The following is an 18,405-nucleotide window of genomic DNA, read 5'->3' as shown; positions in this document are numbered from 1 at the left end:
TGAAGATCATGATGCACGAGCGCGTGTCCTTGGACTTGTCGGCCGCGGCCGCGGCCTGAAGCGCCGCGGCGTCAGCGAGCGAAAGACCGATGGCGCCGAGCGTGCCAACCTGCAGGAAGTCGCGTCGCGTCACGCCATCGCAGGTGATGGTGGAGCCGTTTCCGGTGACCTTCAGCATAGGTAGAACTTTGTTCCGGACTTCGAGCAAAACGTAGAGCAAAACACCGCGGCACGCCACGAAAAATCCTGCCTTACCGCACGGCCGTCCCCTGAATTCGGGTTTGCGTTGCCCGTCGAAACCCGCCAGAACAACCGCCCTGTGAGAAACGGCATCTTACTCCTGCTTGCAAACGCCATGGCCTCCGCAGCCGCTCCCGCGACGGCCCAGCCTTCGGGCAATTCGGCGGACGGCATCCTGCGCGGACCGTTCTTTTCCGGAACGATCATGCAGCGCGGCGGCAAGGCGGCCGCGGCCAACAAGGGACTCGTCATCACCGTCGGCACCAATCGCAGCGCCTACGTCTGCTACGACTTGGACACCCTGCGCGTCGCGCTCGCATGGTCGGGAGACTTTCTCGAGTTCGGCAAGACGCAGGAGCGCATCGAATGGCCGCCGCCGCCGGTGGCGAAGGGTCAGTTCGCGTTCGACACCAAGGTAGGCCCCGGGTGGTCGCACCGCGGCAGCCTTGCCGACCCGCGCCCGCGCCAGCAGGGACCGCTCCCGAAGGACTGGGCGCACTACTCGGGACTGCACGTCCACGGCGATCGCGTCGTGTTGAGCTACACGGTTGGCGAGGCGCGCGTGCTTGAAATGCCCGGCACCGAGACCCGCGCCGGATTCACCTACTTCACGCGCACGATCGTCATTGGTCCGACGAAGGAACCGTTGCGCATGCTCCTTGCGGAACACCCGCGAGCGTTGCCCGGCGAGAAACTGCCGCCGAACGATTCGTTTTACGTCGCTTTCGTCAACGCGCCCGCTCCGAATGGCCTGCCGGCTGCCGCCGCGCCGAGGAACGAAGGAACGGCCTACTTCATGGACCTGCCCAAGCTCGCCAAACCCGCGCGTTTCAAAATCCTGCTCTGGCGCGCAGACGCGACCGATGCGCAGCGCAAAATCGCCGATGCGGTGAAGGGGACGCCGCCGCCTGAAGACCCGTCTGCCCTCCTCAAAGGCGGGAAGCCGATGTTCGCCGACTCGGTCACGACGCAAGGCACGCTCGGCTCCGGCGACGGGCCCTACGTTGTGGACACCATCACCGAACCGGTCCCGAATCCGTGGAACGCGAAGACTTACTTCGGCGGATTCGACTTCCTGCCCGACGGCCGCGCGGCCATCTGCACCTTTCATGGCGACGTGTGGACGGTCAGCGGCATTGACGACAAGCTCGACAAACTCTCGTGGCGGCGCTTCGCGACGGGGTTGTTCCAGCCGCTCGGGCTGAAAGTCGTGGACGGGAAGATCTACGTCCTCGGCCGCGACCAGATCACGCGGCTACACGACGTGAACAACGACGGCGAGGCGGACTTCTACGAAAACTTCAACAACGACTCCATCGTCACGCCCAACTACCACGAGTTCAGCATGGACCTGCACACCGACTCGAAGGGCAACTTTTACTACGCGAAGGGTGCGCCGTGGACGCCCGACGTGCAATCGCCGCATCAGGGCACGATCATCAAGGTCACAAAGGACGGCTCGCGCATGGAAGTCTTCGCCAGCGGCCTGCGCGCACCCAACGGCATGGGCATGGGACCGAAGGACGAGATCACCGTCAGCGACAACCAGGGTCACTGGATGCCCGCGAGCAAGGTGAACTGGGTCACGCGCGGCGGCTTCTACGGCATGATGCCCGCCGCGCAGCGCGAGATCACATTGCGCCGCGCCGACGGCACCGGGGTGAAGATCAACCCCAGCGACCCCGACGCGCGCAAGACGAACAACGTCGCGCCGTTCGACAAGGCCGCGCCCATTCCCGCCAGCTACGACCAGCCGATGCTCTGGCTGCCGATGAACATGGACAACTCCAGCGGCGGCCAGGCATGGGCCACGACGGACAAGTGGGGCCCGTTCAAGAATCACCTGCTCTTCATGAGCTACGGCAAGGGCACGCTGTTCCACGTCATGCACGAGACCGTGGAAGGCGCGGTGCAGGCGGCGGCGTGGCAATTCCCGCTCAAGTTCAACAGCGGCACGATGCGCGCGCGAGTGAACCCGAGAGACGGCCAACTCTACACTTGCGGCTTGCGCGGGTGGCAGACCAGCGGTGTGCGCGACGGCGCGTTCCAGCGCGTGCGCTTCACCGGCAAGCCCGTGAACGCGCCGCTCGACTTTCGCGTGCGGCCGAACGGCGTCGCGGTCACGTTCACCTGCGCGCTCGACGAGTCGCTCGCGACCGACACCGCGAGCTGGAGCCTCGAACGTTGGAACTATTCCTACTCCGGCGCTTACGGGTCAGCCGACCATTCCATCGAGGACCCGGCGCAGAAGAAGCGCGACCGCGTGGAAATCAAGGCAGCGAAGCTCAGCCCGGACAAGCGCACGGTGACGCTGGAGTTCAAGCCCTGCGCGGCGGATCAAATGCGCATCCGATACAACCTCAAGTCCGCCGGCGGCGCGACGATGGCGAGCGAGATTTACAACACCATCCACAAAGTGCCCGCCAGGTAGCGAGGGGTTGCCGGGGCGAACCCCGAAGGCACGAAGGACACAAAGGACGTCGGGCGGGATGGCAGACGCGCCGATTCCTGACTGGCAGCCGGGCGCGGGTCCGATACTGTCCGGCGCATGAAATCCATCGTGTTCTTCTTTGCCGCATTGTGCGCCGTCTCGTCGGTTTCCGCTGCGGAACGGACGTTGATCCATTGTGGCCGGCTTATCGACGGGCGCGCCGACACCGTGCGCGAGCAAGTCACGGTCGTCGTGCTCGCCAACAAAATCGTGTCCGTGGACCGCGGCTTCACCGCGCCGCAGGCTGGCGACAAGGTGCTCGATCACAAGTCGCGCACGGTGCTGCCCGGCCTCATTGATCTGCACGTGCATCTGCAAGGCTATCCCGGCCCCGAGCGCTATCTCGAACGCTTCACGCTCAATCCCGAAGACCTCGCGTTCCGCTCGGTGAAGTTTGCGAAGATCACGCTGCACGCGGGTTTCACGACGGTGCGCGACCTCGGCGGCGAGCAAGTCGTCGCGCTGCGGCGCGCCATCGAGCAGGGTTACGTCGAAGGCCCGCGCATCATCGCGGCGGGCCGAAGCATCGCGACGACCGGCGGCCACGCGGACCCGAGCAACAGTTTCCGGCGCGACTTGCAGGGCGATCCGGGCCCGGACAAAGGCGTCATCAACGGCCCCGACGACGCGCGCAAGGCCGTCCGCCAGCGTTACAAGGAAGGCTCGGACGTCATCAAGGTCACCGCGACCGGCGGCGTGTTGAGCGTGGCCAAGGATGGCTTCCGGCCGCAGGTCACGCAGGACGAACTCAACGCGCTTGTGCAGACCGCGCGCGACCTCGGCCTGCCGACCGCCGCGCACGCGCACGGCGACGAAGGCATGAGGCGCGCCGTGCTCGCGGGCATCACCACGATCGAACACGGCACGATGATGAGCGAGGCGACGATGGACCTGATGAAGAAGCACGGGACGTGGTATGTGCCGACGTTGAGCGCGGGGCGCTTCACGGCGGAGAAGGCCGAGGTGCCGGGCTACTATCCGCCCATCGTCGCGATCAAGGCGAAGGCCATCAGCCCGCTGATGATGGCGACCTTCACGCAGGCGGTGAACCGCGGCGTGAAGATCGCGTTCGGGACGGACGCGGGCGTGTTCCCGCACGGCGACAACGCGAAGGAATTCCTATACATGGTCGAGGGCGGCATGAAGCCGATGAAGGCGATCCAATCCGCGACGCTCGAAGCCGCGCGGGTGCTCGGCATGGACGCGCAACTCGGCACGCTCGAACCGGGCAAGCTCGCCGACGTCATCGCCGTGGATGGCAATCCCGCCGAGGACATGAAAACGCTGCTCGACGTGCCGTTCGTCATGAAAGACGGCATGGTGGTGAAGGGTGGGAAGTAACCAACCGCGCGGTGATGATCGGCGCGGGTCGTCCGAGGATTCAGCGTCGGACTCCCAGCGTTTCACGCACGGCCACCCGCAGCGCTTCAACCATGCATGCCGCCTGAGCGGGCGTCGTGCAATACGGCGGCATGAGAACAATGACGTTCCCGATGGGACGAGTGAGCACACCGCGCTTCGCCATCGCCTCGCAAACGCGGATGCCGGCGCGCTCGCGCAGGTCGAACGCCTCGCGCGTGCGCCAGTCGCGAACCAGCTCGATGCCGGCGATGAGACCGACCTGGCGGACATCCCCGACCTGCGGCAGCGACCACAAAGATCGCAGTTCATCGCGCAAGGTGCATTCGAGCGTTTGCCTCGCCTCGATTGAAGCGCGGGATTCGAGGAGATCGAGATTCGCGAGCGCTGCCGAGGCGCCGAGTTGGTTGCCCGTGTAGCTGTGGCCGTGGAAGAAGGCCTTGAACTCCGAGTATTCACCGAGGAACGCATCGAACACCGCCTGCGTTGTGAGTGTGGCAGCCATGGGGAGATAGCCGCCGGTGAGTCCCTTCGCCACGGCGAGAAAGTCGGGTTGAACGCCTTCGTGCTGGCAGGCGAATTGGATTGCGGACCGCCGGCGGCCGATTGCCGGAATGCCGCAGCCCGTGCGACCGAAGCCTGTCATCACTTCGTCGGCGACTAACTGCGCGCCGTCGGCGCGGACGATTTGGGCGACGCGCCGCAGCCAGCCGGCCGGTTGGGGAACCATCCCGGCCGCGCCTTGGATGAGCGGCTCGACGACCATCGCGGCGTAGGGATTGCCGCGCTTGCGTTGCCCGGCGAACTTCTGCTCGACCTTGCCGATGCACTCCCAGTTGCATTGGCGGTAGTCGCGAGCGTCGGCTCGCTCGGGCTTCGCGCGGTTGAAGGGACAGCGATAGCAGCAGGGCGACATCACCGAATCCGACTTGAAGAGCAGGCTCGACCAGCTTTTGTGAAAGAGGCCGATGTGCCCGAGGCTGACGGCGCCCACGGTGTCGCCGTGATAAGCGCCGCTGAGCGAGAGAAACTTCGGCTTCCGGCTGCGGCCGGTGCGGCGCGTGAACTCGTAGGCGAGCTTGAGCGCGACCTCCATCGCCGTGGAGCCGTCGTCGGAGAAGAAGACTTTGGTGAATTGCCGGTTGCGGATTGCCGGTTGCGGATTGGCCGCGCGGACCAACCGTGAGGCAAGGGCACTCGCCGGCTCATTCGCGAGTCCAAGCGCGGAGGTGTGGGCTACCTTGCGAAGTTGCTGTGTGATGGCGGCGTTGAGTTTCGGATGATTGTGTCCGTGAAGGTTCGTCCAGATGGAGGAGTTCGCGTCGAGATATTCGCGGCCGTTCACGTCGCGCAGGACCGCGCCTTTCGCGGACTGGATGACGATGGGCTTACTCCGCAGCCAATCGCGCATCTGGGTGAACGGATGCCAGACGTGGGCGCGGTCGAGTTTGGCGAAGTCAGGCATGTGGCGCGTGAGGCCTCCTGTTGCCGAGCGCGGCGAGCGCGGCTTCCAGCGATTGAATCTGCTCTTCGGTGTGGTCTGCGGTCACGGTGAAGCGAAGCCGTTCCCTGCCGGTGGCGACAGTCGGGGAGCGAATCGCCGGGACGAGGAAGCCCGCTTCGCGGAGTGCGGATGCGATCCACAGCGCGCGTTGCGCGTCGCCGATCATGAGCGGCGCGATCGCGCTGCGGACGGCGGGCAGTTTGCCGGGTCCGGCCAGCAGGGCGCGCTTGAGCAGTTCGACGAGCGACCAGAGCCGCCGGCGTCGCCGTTCGCCCTCGGGCAATTGGATCAACCCGATTCCGGCGCGCGCTGCGGCGGCCGCCGCCGGCACCGGTGCCGTTGAGAAAATGAAACTGCGGGCGCGGTTGATGAGCAGGTCCACGAGTGCGCGGCTGCCGGCGATGTAGCCGCCGCTTGATCCCACGGCCTTGCCGAGCGTGCCCATCTGAATCTCGACGCGATCACTGACGCCGAATTCCTCGACCAAGCCGCGACGATGCCCGCCAAAGAGCCCGGTGGCGTGGGCTTCGTCCACCATGAGCCACGCGCCGAAGCGATCCTTGAGCTCGACGATGTTGTGCAGCGGGGCAAGGTCGCCGTCCATGCTGAAGACGGACTCGGTAATGATGAGCACGTTCGTCGGTTTCGAGTGGTGAGCCGGTCCTCGGCGCGGGCTGACTCCGCGTGCAGCGCGAGCGGGGCCACCTGCGCCTGATCTTGCCCAGGTCAGTTTGGCTTCTAGGTCTGCCAGGTCGTTGTGTCGGAAGACGCGCAGCTTTGCGCCGCTGAGTTTGGCGGCGTCCACAATCGAGGCGTGAACGAGCTTGTCGATGATGATGTAGTCGTCCCTGCCCATGAGTGCCGTGATGGTGCCGAGGGCGGTCGCGTAGCCGGTGGAGAAGGTGAGCGCGGCTTGCGTTCCCTTGAAGGCGGCGAGGGAGTCCTCCAGTTCGTGATGCGGCGCGAGCGAGCCGCAGACGAGGCGCGAGGCTCCGGAGCCGGTTCCGTATCTCTCAACGGCCGATCGGGCGGATTCTTTGAGTGCCGGATGCGACGCGAGGGCGAGGTAGTCGTTGGAGGAAAAGTTGACGAGCGTGCGCCCGGCGATGTCAACGGTCGGGCCCTGCGGGGAATCGACGCGGCGCAATTCGCGCCACAGCCCTTGCTCCCGGATGGCGCCGAGGCGTCGGTGCAGTTCGAGTTCGAACGGGCTCATTGGGCGTGTGCGCGAAGTTTAGCTCCGAACCTTGAACTTTGAATGTTGAACTTCGAGCGCGTCAGGGCGCGGGTTTGAGGGTCCAACCGCCGTCAATCATCGAGGCGGCGACGGGGCCCTCCGAGTGGATGACGGCTTCGAAGGCCTCGGCGATCGAGCCTGCGTGGTTGATGGCGATGAGGTCGGCGCGGGCGCGGGCGGAGACTTCGCCGAGTCGCCGACGGAGTCCGAGCGCGGCGGCGCCGTTGGCGGTTGCCATGCGGAGGAGTTCGGCAGGGGCGAGTCCGGGTCGGTCCGCCGCGAGGGTGCGCATCTCGTTGCGAAGGTCGAGTTCGGGTTTTCGGCCGCGCTCGCGGCGCGTGCTGGCGAGGCTGTCCGTGCCGAGGCAGATGTTCACGCCGGCGCGGAGCAATCGCTCGATCGGAAACGGCTCGTGGCCGAAGTAGTCGTGGCTTGTCGGGCAGTGGACGACATGCGTGCGGTGGCGGGCCAGCAATTCGATGTCGCCGGGTGCGAGGTAGTTCGCGTGGATCGCGAGCGTCCGCGGCCCGAGCACACCGTTGCGCGCGAGGTGCTGCACGGGGGAGACGCCGCCGCAATCGGAGCAGTCGCGTTGCGTCTTGAACCAGTCGAACAACGGGCCGCGCGCGCGGCGGAACATCTCGAACTCGGCGTCGGATTCCGCGACGTGGATGGCGACAGGCAGGTGGCGTCGCCGCGCCGCCGCCGCGGCGCGCGAGAGCAATTCGCCGGTGGTGGTGTAGGGCGCGTGCGGCGAGAGTCCGATGCCACCGCATCCCGCGGGTAACGAATCGAGGAGCTTGAGGCTGTCGGCGACGAGGTTGCGCGGGGAGAGGCCGGGGCGGATGCAGATGAGTTCGAGGAGTGAATGGACGCGCAGGGGAGTGGAACTCCAGACGTCCGGGAGCAGTTCGGGAACGGCCTCGATGTCGGCGACGGTGGTGGTGCCGTTGCGCAGCAGCATCTTCGCGCCGGCAAGCCACGACTCCGCGAAATCCGTGTAGCTCCACCCGGCCTTGAGCGCGGTGATGGACTTGATCCAGTCCGTGAATCGGCGGCTGAACGCGAGCAGGCCGGCCATGTTGGTGTAGTCGAGATGGCAGTGCGCGTTGACAAGGCCGGGGAGCAGGATGACTTCGCCGAGGTCGGTCGCGCTGCGTCGCTCGGCTGCGGCGAAGCGTTTCCACGGCCGGACGGTGATGATGCGGTTGCCCTCGATTTGCACCGCGCCATCTGACAGCGGCGGCCGGCTGACGGGCAGGACGATGCGCGCGCGAAGGAGCACGAGGGTGGAAGGTGGCGGCGCAACCTTGCGGCGTGGACGGCCCGGGAAGGGAGGGCGGGGGGCCCGGGCCTTAGACTACGGCTTCCTGCCGGCGGCTCTTGACGCGGGCGGCGACGCTGTGTTTTGTCGCCTTGCGCTTGCTGTGGCGCTTGCGGATCTGCTGCTCGATTTTTTTGGTGACCAGGTCGATCGCCGCGTAGAGGTCGCTCTCGGCGTCCTCGGCGTAAAGGTCGGGGCCGCGCATGGTGAGATGCATCGAGCACTTGAAGGCCTTCTCGGGCATTCGTCGATGGTCGTGCTCAAGGCTGACGCGCGCGTTGATGACATGGGTTTCAAAATGCTCCAGCTTCTCGAGGCGCGCGAGGATGTGCTCCTCGATGGCCTTGGTGAGGGTCACGTTGTGGGTCGTGAGGATGAACTTCATACGCCAGGAGGATGGCTTCGGCGGCGCCCGAAATCCAGCGAAAGGATTCCCCCCCCGTTGGGAAGTTCGGACTGATTGCCGCCGGCCGGCTGGCCCGCATGGATGCGCGCCTCGTGCTCCGTGATGCGGCCGTCGCCATTGGTGTCGCAGCGGCGGACAGCGGCATTGAAGGCGGCCGAACGCGCCCGCGGCGGATGGGTTCGTGGAAGTGGAGGACCCCGCGGCAAGCAGCGCGGCGATTCGATTCTACCGCGTCATCACCCGCCCTTGAACGAATCCCCCGTCCGGCCTGGTCGCTCACCGCATCACGAACTTGCGGTGCGCGGCAAAGAAGCCCCGCAACGCAAGGGACGCCGCATCTTGCAGCGCCTGCAATTCCTGATACACGGCGGCCGCCCCGGCATCAGGCGTGGCCGTCTCGTCGCGGTTCAGCGTGACGAACGCGCTCGTGATGTCATGGATGCATGCTCGCTCGCCCTTCTGCAGCCGCCAGCACCACAGCGCCTGCAACGCCGCGCCGTAAGCCGCGCCCTCGCCAACCTTGAGCGTCACGACCTCGGCGTTGAACACGTCCGCCATGATTTGGCGCCAGACCCTCGACTTCGCGCCGCCGCCGGTCGCGCGGATTTGCCTCGGCTTCACGCCGAGTCCGGCGAGGCGCCGCAAGCCGTAGTTCATCCCGAGCGTCACGCCTTCCATCGCGGCCCTCGCGTAATGGGCCGCGGTGAACGTGCGCGAGTTGACGCCCAGGAAGACGCCGGTTCCATCGGGCACGTTCGGCGTCCGCTCGCCTTCGAGATAGGGAAGCAGCATCAGGCCGCCGCAGCCCGGCTTCGCCTTGGCCGCCCCGGTGGCGAACTTCTCATGCGTCCAGCCGAAGTCCTGCCGCACCATCTCGGTCGCGACGGTGACGTTCATCGTGCAGAGCAGTGGAAGCCAGCGGTTCGTCGAGTCGCAAAACGCCGCGATCTCGCCGCGTGGATCCACGACCGGCTTTCCGGCGCAGGCGTAGATGGTGCCGCTGGTTCCGAAGCTCGCCGTGATGACGCCCGGCGCTGTGTTGCCCGTGCCGATGGCGCCCATCATGTTGTCACCGCCGCCTGCGCTCACGAGCACGCCGGCATTGAGGCCAAGCTCCCGCGCCGTGCCCGCCTGTAACGTGCCTGCGGGCTGGTCGCTTGCTGAAAGCGCCGGCAGCCTGCTCATCAGGTCCGAGTCGATCGCCCGCACCGCCGCCTCGCACCAGCGGCGCTTGCGCACATCCATGAGCGCCGTGCCCGAGGCGTCGCCAAACTCCATGAACCTCGCGCCCGTGAGCCAGAAGTTCAGGTAGTCGTGCGGCAACAGCACCGTCGCGAGCCGGGCGAAGTTTTTTGGCTCATGCTTCTTGAGCCAGAGAATCTTGCCCGCGGTGAAGCCGGGCAGCACGGAGTTGCCGAGCGCCTGGCTGGCGCCCTTCGCGCCGCCGAGCTTTGCGGTGATCTCCTCGCACTCGGCCGCGGTGCTTGTGTCGCACCAGAGTTTTGCGGGGCGGATGACTTCGCCGCGCTTGTCGAGCGGCACGAATCCGTGCTGTTGCCCGCTCACGCCGATGGCGACGACCTCGCTCTGGCCCGCCTTCGCCGCTTTCAGCGCGCCCCGGATGGCTGTCGCGGCCGCGTCCCGCCACGTGTGCGGATGCTGCTCCTTCACGCCGGGCGGGAGATTGGCGATGAGGTCATAACCGGCGGAAGCGGAGCCGAGCACCTTGCCGCTGCGCGCATCCACGGCGAGGACCTTGGTGGACTGCGTGCCGGAATCAACCCCCAGAAGTATCGAGCGCATGGCGCGAGGATGCCCCGCGCGACACGGGGGTCAAGGCGAGACCGGCAGAGTGAACCAGGCGTTGCTCCTCCTTGCGGAGGCGCTCGCCACCAGGCGCAGGTCGTGTATCAGTTTGAATCCTGAAACCGGGTTTTGGACCTGCCCCGGGCGCGGCTCAATCCACGAATGCAAACTCGTTCGAGAGCAGCAGCACCTGCGCGAGCTTTTCCCACGGCGAGAGCGGCTTCATCGCCGCGGGCTGCGGGCCTCCGAATTCCTCCTTCGCGTTCCACACGGCGGTCTCCGACGGAGGTTCCTTCGGACCCAGGCGCGTGATGACCGGCGACCACTTGAAGTCGTCGCTGTTCAGGTTCGCCCGGATGTCCACCACGAAGTCCAGCGTGTCGCCCTTCTGCAACGTCACCGAGGCGAGCGAGGCGTTCGTCTGCGCGTTGTGCAGCGTCCACGAACCGAGCACGCCGTCGCGGGACGACACGATGAACGCGCGGATGCCGTCACCCGGCTCGGCCTCGTGTTTCACGACGCCGCCCGCGCTCACGGTCGTGTCGCGCGGCGCGACCCAGCGGCGGATGGCCGCGTGCTTGGCCGTGTTGCCCGGGTGCCCGCCGTCGGCGGTGAGCCGGACCCAGCCGAGCTTGCCGTCCGGATACGCCGTGCTGCCCTGCCACGCGTCGCCGCTGAAATAGGGCAGGGCGGTGAAGTTGGTCACGCGCTTCGCGGCTTCGTCGAGTTCGCCGTAGCCATACTGCCACGCGGTGACGAGCGGCTTCGGCGTTGGAGGTGGCGGTTCGGTGACGTTCGCCTGGATGAATTCGAGCGCAGCGGCGAGTTGCGGTGCTGTCGGTTCGCGCTGGAAAATCAGGCGGAAGAGCTGCCGTGCGCGCTGGTCGGATGGCGATGAATCAGTGCGCTTGGCAAGCGCGCGTGCGCGATCCGAGGCGAACTCGCTGTTGAGCAAGTAGAGCGATTGCTGCGGCACGGTGGTCAGCGGTCGCGCCGGGCTGTGCATGTCGGGGTTGGCGAAGTCGAACACCCGCAGCGTGCCCGGCAAGAATTGTCGGTCCACGAGGCCATAGACAGTGCGGCGCGGGCTGAACGGCGGCTTGAACAATTCGACCGGCCGGCCGCCGGGTTTCGTGTCAAGCTCGCCGCTGACAAACAGCAGCGAATCGCGCAATGCCTCCCAATCCAGCCTTTGGCGGGGAAAGCGCGACCAGAGACGGTTGTCCGGGTCGGACGCGTGCGGCCCGCGAAGCCCGGAGTTCCGATTTCCGGTATCCGGACCCGCGCCGGATTGCTGATACACCGCGCTGGTCACGATGAGCTTGTGCAGCTTCTTGAGCGACCAGCCGTCGGCGATGAAGCGCAGCGCGAGCCAGTCGAGCAGTTCGGGATGGCTCGGCGTCTCCGCGCGACGGCCGAAATCACTCGGCGTGCGGACGAGTCCGGCGCCGAAGTGGTGCAGCCACACACGATTCACCGCGACGCGAGCCGTGAGCGGATTGTCCGCGCACGCGATGGCGTGCGCGAGTTCGAGGCGGCCGCTGCCGTTTGAGAACGGCGGACGCGCCGGGCCCGCGAGCGCGCTGAGGAACTGCCGCGGCACGGGTGCGCCGCGCGTCGCCGGGTTGCCGCGCGTGAAGATGCGCGGGTTGTCGCCGGGCGTGGCGTCGTTCAGGACGAGCGCGTGCGGCGGTGCCGCGGGGGTGCGGATAAGCCAGCGATCCACTTCGCCCTGCAACTTCCAGAGCGCCTCGCATACGCTCGTGGGGAAATACTGCTCGTTGTTGACGATGCCCGTGTCCGGCACGGCGCACGGCGAGTCGGGGCCGTGAAGGACCTGGCGGAGCTCTTCCGAGGCGGGGTCGTTGAGGGATTGCGGACGGCGCGAGGCGGACGGCGAATCGGCTGCGTTCGTGCGCGGTTTGCTCGCCTCCTGCCATGCGTTCTCCATGTCGGCGAAGAGTTTCCCGTAGCGCGCGGCGACCTCGGTCATGTTGGTCGGCGCGCTTGCGAAGGCGGCGACGACAAGAGGATTGAGTTTGCGGTCCGGGCCCCCCGCCTGTGCGAAGATCGAAGCACGTGTCGTCGCGAAGCTGCCCGCAGCGGCGCGCCGAAACTCATGCCAGGGCTGGAAGACGGGGTCGAATCCCGCGCTGCGCCGCTCGAGGAACTCGCGCCACCGCCGGGCCGTCGCCGGGATGAGATCCTTGTCCGTGAGAATCTGATCGAAGCCTTCCTCGGGGAATCGCGAGAGGTCGAGCTGCGCCGCGAGATACTCGCCGGCGCGGGCGCGGGCGCGAGTGGCCGCCTTCCCGCGCTCGGCGAGCATGGAGTCGGCGAGCTTCGCGCGGCGCGCGAGCAGTTCGCTCTCGAAGGCCTTGAACGCATCGGACTGCGCCGGCGCCGGGTCGAGGCACACGAATTGTTCGACCGATGCCTGAAACACACCGTAGAGCGAATAATAATCCGCCGTGGGGATGGGATCGTATTTGTGATCGTGGCACCGCGCGCACGCGACGGTGAGCCCGAGCATGCCGCGCGTCACGGCGTCAATGCGGTCATCAATCACATCATGCGTCACGCCGAGGAATCGCCGGCCGATGGTAAGAAACCCCATCGCAGCCTGCGCGCCGAGGTCGGCGGGAGCGGCCTGGTCGGCTGCGAGTTGCAGCACGAGAAAGCGGTCGTAAGGCAGGTCGTCATTCACGGCGCGGATGACCCAGTCGCGGTAGGCGTGTGCGTGGACCCAGAAGCGTTCCTCGCGCGCGTAGACGTAGCCCTTGGTGTCGGCGTAGCGCGCGATGTCCAGCCAGTAACGCCCCCAACGCTCGCCGTAGTGCGGCGAGGCGAGCAGGCGGTCCACAAGGCGTTCGTAAGCCCGTCGGGACGGATGGCTCGGCTCCGACGCATGGGTCCCATGAGTCGTTTTCGTTCCATCGCACTCGCGCACAAACGCCTCGACCTCGTCCGGCGTCGGCGGCAATCCGAGCAGGTCGAGGTGCAGCCGGCGTATGAGCGTGCGCGGGTCAGCGCGTGCCGAGGGCTTCTGGCCCGCGGATTCGAGTTTTGCGAGGATGAACCGGTCGATCGGAGTTTGCGGCCAGCGAGCGTCCTTCACATGCGGCGGCGCGACGGGCTTCGGCGGCTCGAACGCCCAGTGGGGTTTCCTGGACTCGGGCTTCGGGCTTCGCGTTTCGGCCTTGTCGCCCCGCGGGTCGGGTGCTCCTGAGTTGATCCACAAGACGAAGTCGGCGATTTGCGTCTCGGTCAGCTTCTGCTTCGGCGGCATTTGAAGCTGCGCACCGGTCCAGCGCAACGCGTGGATGATCTGACTCCGTGAAGCGTCGCCCGGGATGACCGCGGGGCGTCCCGACTCGCCGCCCGCGAGCATTCCGGCGCGCGTGTCGAGGCGCAGCCCGGCCTTCAACTGCTTCGCGCCTGCGCTGTGGCACTCGTAACAGCGGTCGGCGAGAACGGGCCGGATGCGCCGCTCGAAGAAGTCGAAGTCCGCCGTCGCGCGCGCACTGGCGGCGGTGCCGAAAACCAGCAGGATCAGAAGCGCGCGATTCACCTCAGGATGTGTGCGGGCGTTCGAGAATCTCATGGACGACGCGCGCCTTGGACACGGACGCGTCCGTGAGCGTCTCGCTCCGGCCCTGGTGCTGAAACGCGAGCCGCTCGTGATCAAGACCAAGCTGGTGCAGGAGCGTCGCGTGCAAGTCGGGCACGCTCACCTTGTCCTGCACGGCGCGATAACCGACCTCGTCGGTGTCGCCGTGCACGTGGCCGCCTTTGAAGCCGCCGCCCGCGAGAATGAGCGAAAACGCGTGGCGGTTGTGGTCGCGGCCGGTGCCGTTCTGCGAAACCGGCAGCCGCCCAAACTCGCCGGCCCAGATGACGATCGTCGAGTCGAGCAAGCCGCGCTGCTTCAAGTCCATGATCAGCGCCGCGCTCGGGTGGTCGGTGTAGCCGCAGATTTCCTGAAGCTCGGCGTGCACGTTGCGATGCGAGTCCCACGGCTGGAAGAGCGGCTTGAGCGGCGGGAAGACCTGCACGAACCGCACGCCCGCCTCGACGAGGCGCCGCGCCATCAAGAGCCGGAGCCCGTAGCCTTTGGTGCGCGCGTGGTCGAGTCCGTAGAGTTTCTTCGTCGCCTCGGATTCACCCGCGAGGTCGAAGAGGTTCGCCGCCTCGAGCTGCAGGCGGGCGGCGAGTTCGTGGTTTTGAATGCGAGCCTCCAGCGCCGCTTCGCGCGGGTGGCGGCTCTGGTGGGCGCGGTTGAGCGTCGCGAGCAAATCGAGCTGCGAGCGTTGCGCGCCGGGCGGAAGCGGCCACGGTGGGTTGAGGTTCAGCACGGGCGCGCCCTGCGAATTGAACTCCGTGCCGCCGAAGACCGCCGGGAGCCACGTGTTTTGCCAGAGCAAGGTGCCGTTGGTGTTGTAGCCCTCGGGGTCGCGCAGCACCACGTAGCCCGGCATGTTGCGGTTCTCGGAGCCGAGCGCGTAGGTGACCCACGACCCGAGCGCGGGGCGTCCGGGAAAAATCTTTCCCGTGTTCAACAGCACGAGCCCTTCGGTGTGGTTGTTGTGCTCGCTCACCATCGAGCGCACGAGCGTGAATTCATCCGCGACCGAGCCGAGGTGCGGGATCACTTCGCTCAACTCCATCCCGCAGCGGCCGCGCGCGAGGAACCGGAACGGGCTGCCGAGGAGCCGGTTGGTTTCGCTGCCCTTTTGGAACATCTCCACCTTCTCGCTGTGGCGCACGCCGTCGAGCTTGTTCAACTCGGGCTTCGGATCGAACAAGTCCATCTGGCTCGGGCCGCCATTCTGCGTGAGGAAGATCACCGATGTCGCGCGCGGGGCGAAGTGCGTCCGCCGCGGCGCGAGGTCCGCGGACGATGCCGCCGCATCGGGCGAGAGCGCCTCCAGCGCGAGTGCGCCGAAGCCCAGGCCGCTCAGCGCAAGCATCTCTCGCCGGGAGAGCGGGGTCGGGGCGGTGATGGGACCGTGCGGCGTCATTGCATCAAGGGATGTTTACAAACTCGCTCGTGTTCAGCAGCGCGTGGCAGAAGCGCGTGAGCGCGAGCTCGGCCGGTGTCAGGGCGGCAAAGCGCTCCGCGAGTTTGATCAAGGTATCGTCTGGTTTCCTGTCACCCGGTTTTGCGTCCTTCGTCTTGGCTGCGTCCCCGGCCGCTGCAGCGGCGAGTTTTTTGGCCTCGTTGGTTGCGGTGTCGCGCTCGAGGCGAGCCGCCTCGGCACCGGTGCGGAGCCACTCGATCGACGCGTTCAACTCCGCCCGGTCCGGCCCGCGGGCGAGCACGAGTTGATAGGCTGTCGTGACACGCGCCTCAACGGAAGTTTCCGGAGCCAGCCGTGCCGCGCGCGCGGCGATCTCGGCGGATTGCTCCAGCACGAACGCGTCGTGTTGCATCACCAAGGCCTGCGCGACGACCGCGGACGGCGCGCGCCGCGAGTTCTGAGTGGTCACGAGGGGCTGGTTGAAGGCCGCGAGCAGCGTCGGGTGGTAGTTTCGCCGCGCGAGCAGGTAGAGGCTGCGCCGGGCGGTCCGATCCTTTGGCGCGATCGTGCCGTCGGGCTTCCCCTCGGTCATCACCGGCGGCCCGCCGATCGCGAGGTCGAGACGGCCGCCGGCCGCGAGCACGGAATCGCGCACCATTTCGGAGTCAAACTGGCGGAGACGCTGGCGCCAGAGAAGTTCGTTCGACGGGTCCACGCGCGCGGCGGGGTTCCCCGCGCTTCCTGATTCGGCGCTCGCTTGCCGGTAAGTTGTCGAAAGCACGAGTGTCCGGAGCACCGGCTTCAACCGCCAGCCGTTGCGCTGCAATTCAGCGGCGAGCCATTCGAGCAACTCAGGATGCGTCGGCCGTGTCCCGGATTCGCCGAGGTTGTCGCTCGTCGCCACGATGCCCACCCCGAAGAGCTGCTGCCACACGCGGTTCATCCACACCCGGGCCACGAGCGCCGAGGCCGGCGTGCCGGGTTCCGTCAGCCAGCGGGCGAGCGCGAGCCGCCGGCCGCTTGTGCCGTGAGGAAACTGCGCGTCTGCGGGCGCGCGGAACAATGCCGCGGCTTCGCCTGTCGCGAGGGCGCGAAAGTAACCGGGTGCCGCGGCCTCGCCGGGCGTGTCGAGACTTCCCCGCTTCAAGACGTGCATGACCGGCGCCGGCCCTGTCTCAAACGCGGCGTGCAACTTGCCGTAGGCGCGGCGCTGTTTCTCGATCGCGGCGATTTCCTTGTCGATCGCGGCGATGGCGTCCTTGTCCGCTTGCGGGAGCGCCGCGTCCACTTCGGCGGTCTTGAGGCGGTATTGGTCGCCGAACTTGCTCACGAGGTAGTGCTGGATTTCGGACCGCTTGAGATACGGCACGCGGAACGCGCGCTTGAGGTCGAGGCGGATTTCCTCGGGCAGCGGCGCGAGCTTCTTCTCGTAGAGCTTGTCCTCCGTCGGGTAGCGCAGTTCCTTCTGCCGGTCCTTGAGCTTCTCGATCTGCGCGTCGAGCGCGGCGTTGTGTTTGTCCACCTCATCCTTCTTCGCATCGGGCACGTCGGCGATGAACCGCGTCTTGGGCGTGATCCACCGGTCGGGGTTGAACACCGGGGCGAAGTTCGCGAGGAAGCCGTAGTAATCCTCCTGCGCGATGGGCTCGAACTTGTGCGCGTGGCACTTCGCGCACTGCATCGTGAGGCCGAGGAGGTTCGCCGCGACGATCTCGCCGGTGCGTTGGAGCGTGTCGTGCCGCTCGCGCGGCGTGTTGATCTCATCCTCGTCCGTGTCATCCATCGCAAGCCGGAGGAAGCCCGTCGGCACGAGCGCGGCCTGGAGGGCCGGCGTCATCTCCCTTGCGCCGCGCCAGGGCGCGAGTTCGTCGCCGGCAAGTTGCTCGGTGAGAAACCGGTCGTAAGGAAGGTCGCGGTTGAAGGCGTCCACCACGTAGTCGCGGTAACGCCACCGGCCTTCCGCAACCTTGATGGTGGTGAAGTCGTTGTCCACCCCGTGCACGTCCGCGTAGCCCGCGGCGTCGAGCCAGTGCCGCGCCCACCGCCCGCCGAACTGCGGCGAGGCCAGCAGGCGCTCCACAAGCCGTTCATACGCGTCGGCCCCCGTGTCCGCCAGGAATTCAGCCTGCAATTCCAGCGACGGTGGAAGGCCGGTGAGGTCGAGTGAAATGCGGCGCAAGAGCGCGGCCCGATCCGCGTCGGGTGAAAACGCGAGCTTTCTGGATTCAAGCCTCGCGAGCACGAAGGCATCCACGGGTGTTCGCACACGTGTGCTGCTCTTGATGCGCGGCGGCGTCGCGGCTGCGAGTTCGCGAAATGCCCAATGGCCTGACGGGACAGATGCGGCAGCGGGTCGCCCGCCCTCCTTCTGCGCAGCGGAGGCGCCGATGGCGAACAGGGCCATCAGCAGGCAGGGCAAAGGGCGCGGGCCGCGTCGGCGGTGCATAGACTGTGCTCGCAAATCTAGGCGCGCGCCCGCGGTCGAACAAGCGGCTTTTGACCGCGCCGCGGGCACCCGCTGCGCGATCACCTTGGTCCGGTCAGATACTTGTCGTGAAACGCCCGGATGGCCTCGGCAAGCGACTGCGCGGTGGCTTCGCGCTTTTTCTCGTTCGTCCGAAAGGCCCCGCCGAACTCGAGCTGGATGGCGTCCACGCCGTTGGTGCGATGGCTGCCGTAGGTGCGGACGATGTAGCCGCCGCTGTAGGACCGGTGCTCCGGTGGGTCGCCGGGAGGCGTGTTCGCCGGAGAAACTTCGATGCCTCTCGCCGCGAGTTGCCCGGGCACGCTGTGTTCGCCGCCGACCGCGGGCGCGCCATGCTTCTCGATCATCCGCATGACCGTCGTTCCGTTTTGCGTGCCCCGATAGACGGTGTTGGAGCTGGCGGCCTGTCCGTGGATGTCGAGCAGCAACGCGCCGCGCGGGAAGCGCAAACGCAGCTCATCCACGAATTCGCGAACGGTCGTGTGGAACGCGGCATGAACGGCCTTTGCGCTTTCGTGCTCGACGCCCTCGG

At 66.9% G+C, this 18,405-nt stretch carries 11 protein-coding genes; 2 read left to right on the top strand and 9 right to left on the bottom strand.

The annotated features are described in order from the left end of the window. Positions 1 to 178: DUF1501 domain-containing protein (locus FJ386_12550; protein MBM3877531.1), on the bottom strand; the 178-nt coding region annotated here is incomplete at its 3' end. A gap of 177 nt (positions 179 to 355) precedes the next feature. Between FJ386_12550 and FJ386_12545 the strand changes: the two genes are divergently transcribed. Then, positions 356 to 2,671: a hypothetical protein gene (locus FJ386_12545; protein ID MBM3877530.1), complete on the top strand. Its 2,316-nt coding sequence runs from the start codon at positions 356 to 358 to the stop codon at positions 2,669 to 2,671. Between the two features lie 117 nt (positions 2,672 to 2,788). Continuing rightward, the gene (locus tag FJ386_12540; GenBank protein MBM3877529.1) at positions 2,789 to 4,072 is read left to right on the top strand and encodes an amidohydrolase family protein; all 1,284 of its coding nucleotides are present in this window, start codon (positions 2,789 to 2,791) and stop codon (positions 4,070 to 4,072) included. 40 nt (positions 4,073 to 4,112) lie between these two features. On the opposite strand, the gene bioA is transcribed toward FJ386_12540, so the two are convergent. The 8 genes from bioA to FJ386_12500 all read right to left on the bottom strand — a co-directional run bounded on the left by bioA (position 4,113) and on the right by FJ386_12500 (position 17,834). Then, positions 4,113 to 5,555 carry an adenosylmethionine--8-amino-7-oxononanoate transaminase gene (gene bioA / locus FJ386_12535; GenBank protein ID MBM3877528.1) on the bottom strand — a complete coding sequence of 481 codons (1,443 nt, stop codon included), beginning with the start codon at positions 5,553 to 5,555 and terminating at the stop codon, positions 4,113 to 4,115. Continuing rightward, positions 5,548 to 6,810 carry an 8-amino-7-oxononanoate synthase gene (locus tag FJ386_12530; protein MBM3877527.1) on the bottom strand — a complete coding sequence of 421 codons (1,263 nt, stop codon included), beginning with the start codon at positions 6,808 to 6,810 and terminating at the stop codon, positions 5,548 to 5,550. The genes bioA and FJ386_12530 overlap by 8 nt, the downstream gene beginning before the upstream one ends. Positions 6,811 to 6,871: 61 nt before the next feature. Next, on the bottom strand, positions 6,872 to 8,116 hold the full coding sequence (locus FJ386_12525) for an amidohydrolase family protein (protein ID MBM3877526.1): 1,245 nt from the start codon (positions 8,114 to 8,116) through the stop codon (positions 6,872 to 6,874). A 70-nt stretch (positions 8,117 to 8,186) separates the two neighbouring features. Then, complete coding sequence (gene raiA / locus FJ386_12520) at positions 8,187 to 8,540, bottom strand: ribosome-associated translation inhibitor RaiA (protein ID MBM3877525.1); 354 nt, start codon at positions 8,538 to 8,540, stop codon at positions 8,187 to 8,189. A 297-nt stretch (positions 8,541 to 8,837) separates the two neighbouring features. Continuing rightward, positions 8,838 to 10,364, bottom strand: coding sequence for a xylulokinase (xylB, locus tag FJ386_12515; GenBank protein MBM3877524.1), 1,527 nt, complete (start codon positions 10,362 to 10,364; stop codon positions 8,838 to 8,840). Positions 10,365 to 10,518: 154 nt separating this feature from the next. Then, positions 10,519 to 13,971 (bottom strand): DUF1553 domain-containing protein, encoded by a 3,453-nt coding sequence (locus tag FJ386_12510; protein MBM3877523.1) that lies wholly within the window; start codon positions 13,969 to 13,971, stop codon positions 10,519 to 10,521. After that, on the bottom strand, positions 13,940 to 15,388 hold the full coding sequence (locus FJ386_12505; GenBank protein MBM3877522.1) for a DUF1501 domain-containing protein: 1,449 nt from the start codon (positions 15,386 to 15,388) through the stop codon (positions 13,940 to 13,942). The genes FJ386_12510 and FJ386_12505 overlap by 32 nt, the downstream gene beginning before the upstream one ends. A 4-nt stretch (positions 15,389 to 15,392) precedes the next feature. Next, the gene (locus FJ386_12500; GenBank protein MBM3877521.1) at positions 15,393 to 17,834 is read right to left on the bottom strand and encodes a DUF1549 domain-containing protein; all 2,442 of its coding nucleotides are present in this window, start codon (positions 17,832 to 17,834) and stop codon (positions 15,393 to 15,395) included. Positions 17,835 to 18,405: the final 571 nt, after the last annotated feature.

Source organism: Verrucomicrobiota bacterium, from assembly GCA_016871675.1.
Classification (GTDB): domain Bacteria; phylum Verrucomicrobiota; class Verrucomicrobiia; order Limisphaerales; family VHCN01; genus VHCN01.
Note: the sequence above shows the minus strand (reverse complement) of the source record. Positions and strands in the feature narration are given on the sequence as shown.

Bases quoted from the DNA above. Each gene is read 5' to 3' on its own strand.
- FJ386_12545 (MBM3877530.1), top strand. From the start codon at position 356: ATGGCCTCCGCAGCCGCTCCCGCGACGGCCCAGCCTTCGGGCAATTCG.
- FJ386_12540 (MBM3877529.1), top strand. From the start codon at position 2,789: ATGAAATCCATCGTGTTCTTCTTTGCCGCATTGTGCGCCGTCTCGTCG.
- bioA (MBM3877528.1), bottom strand. From the start codon at position 5,555: ATGCCTGACTTCGCCAAACTCGACCGCGCCCACGTCTGGCATCCGTTC.
- FJ386_12530 (MBM3877527.1), bottom strand. From the start codon at position 6,810: ATGAGCCCGTTCGAACTCGAACTGCACCGACGCCTCGGCGCCATCCGG.
- raiA (MBM3877525.1), bottom strand. From the start codon at position 8,540: ATGAAGTTCATCCTCACGACCCACAACGTGACCCTCACCAAGGCCATC.
- xylB (MBM3877524.1), bottom strand. From the start codon at position 10,364: ATGCGCTCGATACTTCTGGGGGTTGATTCCGGCACGCAGTCCACCAAG.
- FJ386_12510 (MBM3877523.1), bottom strand. From the start codon at position 13,971: ATGAGATTCTCGAACGCCCGCACACATCCTGAGGTGAATCGCGCGCTT.
- FJ386_12505 (MBM3877522.1), bottom strand. From the start codon at position 15,388: ATGACGCCGCACGGTCCCATCACCGCCCCGACCCCGCTCTCCCGGCGA.
- FJ386_12500 (MBM3877521.1), bottom strand. From the start codon at position 17,834: ATGCACCGCCGACGCGGCCCGCGCCCTTTGCCCTGCCTGCTGATGGCC.